2 protein-coding genes are annotated in these 4710 nt (G+C 36.2%); both read right to left on the bottom strand.

Annotated features, from left to right (window positions below):
- Nucleotides 1-148 precede the first annotated feature (148 nt).
- Nucleotides 149-2998 (bottom strand): ankyrin repeat domain-containing protein, encoded by a 2850-nt coding sequence (locus WOCAOBSORBRA_RS05555; protein ID WP_174516105.1) that lies wholly within the window; start codon nucleotides 2996-2998, stop codon nucleotides 149-151.
- 52 nt (nucleotides 2999-3050) lie between these two features.
- The gene (gatB, locus tag WOCAOBSORBRA_RS05550) at nucleotides 3051-4472 is read right to left on the bottom strand and encodes an Asp-tRNA(Asn)/Glu-tRNA(Gln) amidotransferase subunit GatB (protein ID WP_174516104.1); all 1422 of its coding nucleotides are present in this window, start codon (nucleotides 4470-4472) and stop codon (nucleotides 3051-3053) included.
- Between the last annotated feature and the right edge of the window lie 238 nt (nucleotides 4473-4710).

Genomic DNA, 4710 nt, shown 5'->3' with positions numbered 1-4710 from the left:
AATATACAGACTTACAACTTTTGGTTGGTAATACCATAATGGAAATTTATCATTCATTTTAGAAAATACTATAGTATTACAGCTATTAAAGCCCACTTCCGTCATTCTATGCCTTGATAGAAGCGGAGCTATAAATTAAATGCAAAATTCAGTAGTCATAGGATGCACCATGAGCTAAAAGCAATTCCACAAGCTCTTGGTGATTATTATTAGCTGCATAATACAATGCTGTTTTTCCTTCATTATTTTTAGCGTTAACATCGGCGTTGTGTTTTAGCAGTATTTTTGCCACAGCAACTTTTCCCATTACGGCAGCAAAGTGTAGTGGCGTATCGTCATCTTTGTTCTTGGTATTAACACCTTTTTCGGCAAGGTATTCTACTATTTCCAAATTTTCACGAAAAACAGCACAGTGTAATGGAGTCAAGCCATCTTTATCCATAGCATTGACATTAGCGCCTTTGTTTACAAGATGTTCTACTACATCTAAATCACTATTACTAGCAGCTAAATGCAGAGGTGTTTTATAATAAATATCCCTAGAATTAATATCAGCTCCTTTCTCTATAAACTTTTTCACTACAGCTAAGTAGCCTAGATAAGCAACCGAGTGTAGAGGAGTTGTACCGTCATTATCTTTTATGTTAATGTCTGTACCCTTTTCATCTATCAAGTATTCTACTACATTCAAGCTTCCACCCTGAGCAGCATAGTGCAACAGAGTACTGCCGTCTTTGCTCTTAGCACTAATGTCAGCACCTTTACTAACAAGGTACTTTACTACATCTAATCTTCCATTATAAACAGCAAAGTGTAATGGAGCGTGACCAGAATTATTTTCAACATTAACAGCCATTATCAATTTACCTGGGAAATGTGTTGATATATGTGTGAGTATAGCCTTAATTGCTTTAAAATCACCACTTGCAGCAAGCAAGTGCAAAGGAGTACTTTTCTTTATAAAAAATGGTTTCCTATGTATACAAGATGAGTTAAAGTAAAAATCATCAATCAACTTACCATATTTACTTGCATATTCCCAAATAGACACAATGTGACTGATTGCTATATCACCACTATTTATCAATTCCAGAGCTTTTCTAAGAACTTCTTCTTCCCGGACTGCCTTTTGTAAATTCAACTCAGTTACTTTCTGCACTAGTCTGTGAATGTTTGCCACTCCTTTTTTTAAGTCAATTATTGAATATCTATCGAGTAGCTCAACAGCCTTCCATAACTTTTCCTTATCCTCTGCTATTAACTTTGAAAAGACTTCTTCTATATGAATCTTGTCAGGAGCAAGATAAGCCATTACTTCTAGAATCTTCAATGCTTCTGGCCCACATTCTCTTTTTGCTATAGCATCAATCGTAATTTTCCAAGCTATGAATGTTGTTTTAGTATAACGGTCACTTTTATATTTAGACTCAAAGTCGAGCAGTTTCTCTGCTTCTTTTTCATACCTTTTTAGGTAGTCACTAACCCCAACTCTTTCTTCACCTCTGCGACTTAATACAATGTTGCTTTCATTTATATATGCAATTGCTTGCCCCAAAGCTAGTGGGAAATATTGTAACTCCTCTATTAGTTTTTTTATTTCTTCATCTTGTAAATTATCTTTTATATTTAAAGCCCTCTTGACAAACCTTATAGCCTCCGTTTTTTTGAATACACCTAGCTGTATTGTTTTTATTTTTTCCTCGTCTTCTGCTATTCTCCAATCTTTATTACGAGAAGTAATTAAAATGTAAGGTTTTTTATGTCTAGGGTGTAAAGATGAAGGTAAAAACCTTTTAATGTCTTCATATCCCTCAGCATTATCAAAAATGAACAGGCTTCTCCTTCCCCTTCTTGCAAAAAAAGCATATACTTCTCTAACAATGTTTTCTATCGTCTTGTCCCTTTCGTGCCTATCTTTGGTAGGAATGCCTAATCTATTATTAGCTAAATCCAGGAAAGAATTTTTCATAGTTTCAGTGCTTTCAGCATCTATCCAGATAGCATTAACATAATAATCCTTTCCATATTTGTAAGTATATTTCCTAGCCAACTCACTTTTACCTACTCCTCCAAGACCGCTAATAGAGGCAACCTGCGATATCACCGCTTGTTTTTTTGCACTTCTTTGTAGCATATTATGCAGAGCTGTTAACACTCTGCCTCTACCAGTAAAAGATGCCACTGGCTCTATTATGCCAAACCATACCGCTCCTAAAATTTCCTCTCTTATTCTTTCAAGAAGAGCTTTTGCTTTCTCATATGATAGAAACTCCTCTTCTTCTTTTTCTAGCAAAATCAGCACTTCTTCCTGGTAACGGCTGTAGAAGTGACTTGCATCAGTATTGCTGAATTCCTTGCCCAATTCACTCTTAATAATTTCACTAAGTTCAGTTCCGCTTGGCAAATTGACTGCAAATACTAATTTATTTAAAAAGTCTTCTATTTCTTTATCGCTGACTTCTCTACCTACCTCACGCTTTATAAAATTCTTATTCTCCTGCAAGTATGAGATAATGCTATCATCAAATTTATATCTTACACCATCACCTACATCCAGAAATTCATCTTGTGTGTCTATTCTTATGACTGAAATTTCCTTTCCTTTATTCTTCCCACTCGGCATCATTCTCAGCTTTCTTACTGGATGCGATGTCGAATCCGCGGAATCAAAATCATCATTTGTAATAATGACAAAATCCTCTATTTCACCCTCAAACTCTCCACTACTTTTGATCTTTAAATAAGCAATGAGATATTTTATTAAGCCAAACGCACCATTCTTTCCCGGTGTTAATAAGTCACCTATACTGATCTTTTTGTGCCTACCCTGCCTGTGCTTGACTTGTATGAATCTATGTACTATTTTCCCATCTTGTTCATACCGAAGAACAATATCATCAAAATCCTTAGCTGATTTTTTCTCTGTGAATAGGCGGAAAGAATACTCTCTATCTACTGCATGTTTAGGAAACAGCATTAGCCATCTCGCTTGATACATAATACCATGAAAGGTGCGCTTAACCGCCGAGCAGGATAATCTTACAGGCACCTCACTCTAATCTCTCACTCAAAATTGAATTCACAACATCAGGGCTGGCTTTTCCCTTGGTGAATTTCATGACTTCACCAACAAAGAAACCATATAATTTTGTTTTACCGCTTTTGTATTCTTGAACTTTATCTTGGTTGCTATTGATGATTGTGTCGATAACTTCTGATATTTGACCTCTATCGGTTATTTGCTTTAGGTCCTGCTCTTCTATGATGAGAGATGCAGGTTTGCCAGTTTCAAACATACTATCGAACACTTGTTTGCCAAGTTTAGCAGAGATTGTTCCATCAACGATAAAATCTAAGAGCTCGGACAGGGCATTGGCTTTGATTGGGGAGCTCACAATATCAATACCTGCTTTATTCAAACGACCAAAAAGCTCTACGGTTAACCAGGTAACGGCGAGCTTTGAATCATGTTTTTTTATCAATTCCTCAAAATAATCAGCAATTGCTTTATCGGAGGTAATGACGTTTGCATCGTATTCGTTGATACCCAATTCCTCAATGTATCGCAGCTTTTTTTGATCTGGTAACTCGGGTAAAGATGATTTAATAGAATCGATTTTATCCTGGCTTACCTCAACAGGTAATAAATCAGGCTCAGGGAAGTATCTATAGTCGCTTGCATCCTCTTTGCTTCTCATCACTTTTGTTTTTCCCAAAGCAACATCAAATAATAAGGTATCTTGACTTATTTCTTCCCCACCTTCTAAAATTTCAATTTGTCTTTGTATTTCATAGTCTATAGCTTGCACAATATAACGTATCGAGTTCAGATTTTTTATCTCACAACGAGTGCCAAATGTGCTACTGCCTTTTAGGCGGACAGAAACATTTGCATCACAACGAAGTGATCCCTTTTCCATATCACCATCACACGAACCAATATAACGCAAAATCTGCCTTAATCTTTTCATGCATTCTGCAGCTTCCGCAGATGAACGGAGATCTGGTTCTGAAACAATTTCCATTAAAGCAACCCCTGCACGATTTAAATCTACATAAGTTTTGCTTTCCTCATGAACGCTCTTTCCTGCATCTTGCTCTAAATGAATTCTCGCGATTCTTATTTCCTTTTCATTGTCGTTGATAAATACTCTACCGTTTTTAACTATTGGCTCAAAAAACTGAGTTATCTGGTAACCTTGTGGTAAATCAGGATAAAAATAATTTTTCCGATCAAAGTAAGAATACTTATTAATTTCTGCAGAAAGTGCAAGACCAGTGCGTATTGCTTGCTCTATGCAGTAATAATTTAGTATTGGCAGCGTACCTGGCATTGCCGCATCAACTAGAGAAACTTGAGTGTTATGCTCAGCACCAAACTCCGTTGATGAGCTAGAAAATAGCTTCGTATTAGAAGAAACTTGAGCGTGCACCTCAAGCCCAATTACCGCTTCCCAATCCTCTTTCGTCATGTATTTTATTTAAATGATAATCTTAATATTCTGCAAAATTAACACAAAAAGTCAAAACAAAACTCATGTTAGCTAAGTGGTATGCAACCCGTAGAAACAGGACGAAAAATTAAACGAAAAACTTGCTTGACAAACTCCGCCAGCCCCCTTATCATAAACATTGAAGCTATTTATTTATCTTCTCTGTACAGATTAAATGACAAAAAAACTCACGTATCTGGCGTCTCATGTTTAATTT

The organism is Wolbachia endosymbiont of Cardiocondyla obscurior (assembly GCF_902713635.1).
GTDB lineage: Bacteria > Pseudomonadota > Alphaproteobacteria > Rickettsiales > Anaplasmataceae > Wolbachia > Wolbachia pipientis.
This window is presented reverse-complemented; position numbering and strand designations above follow the sequence as displayed.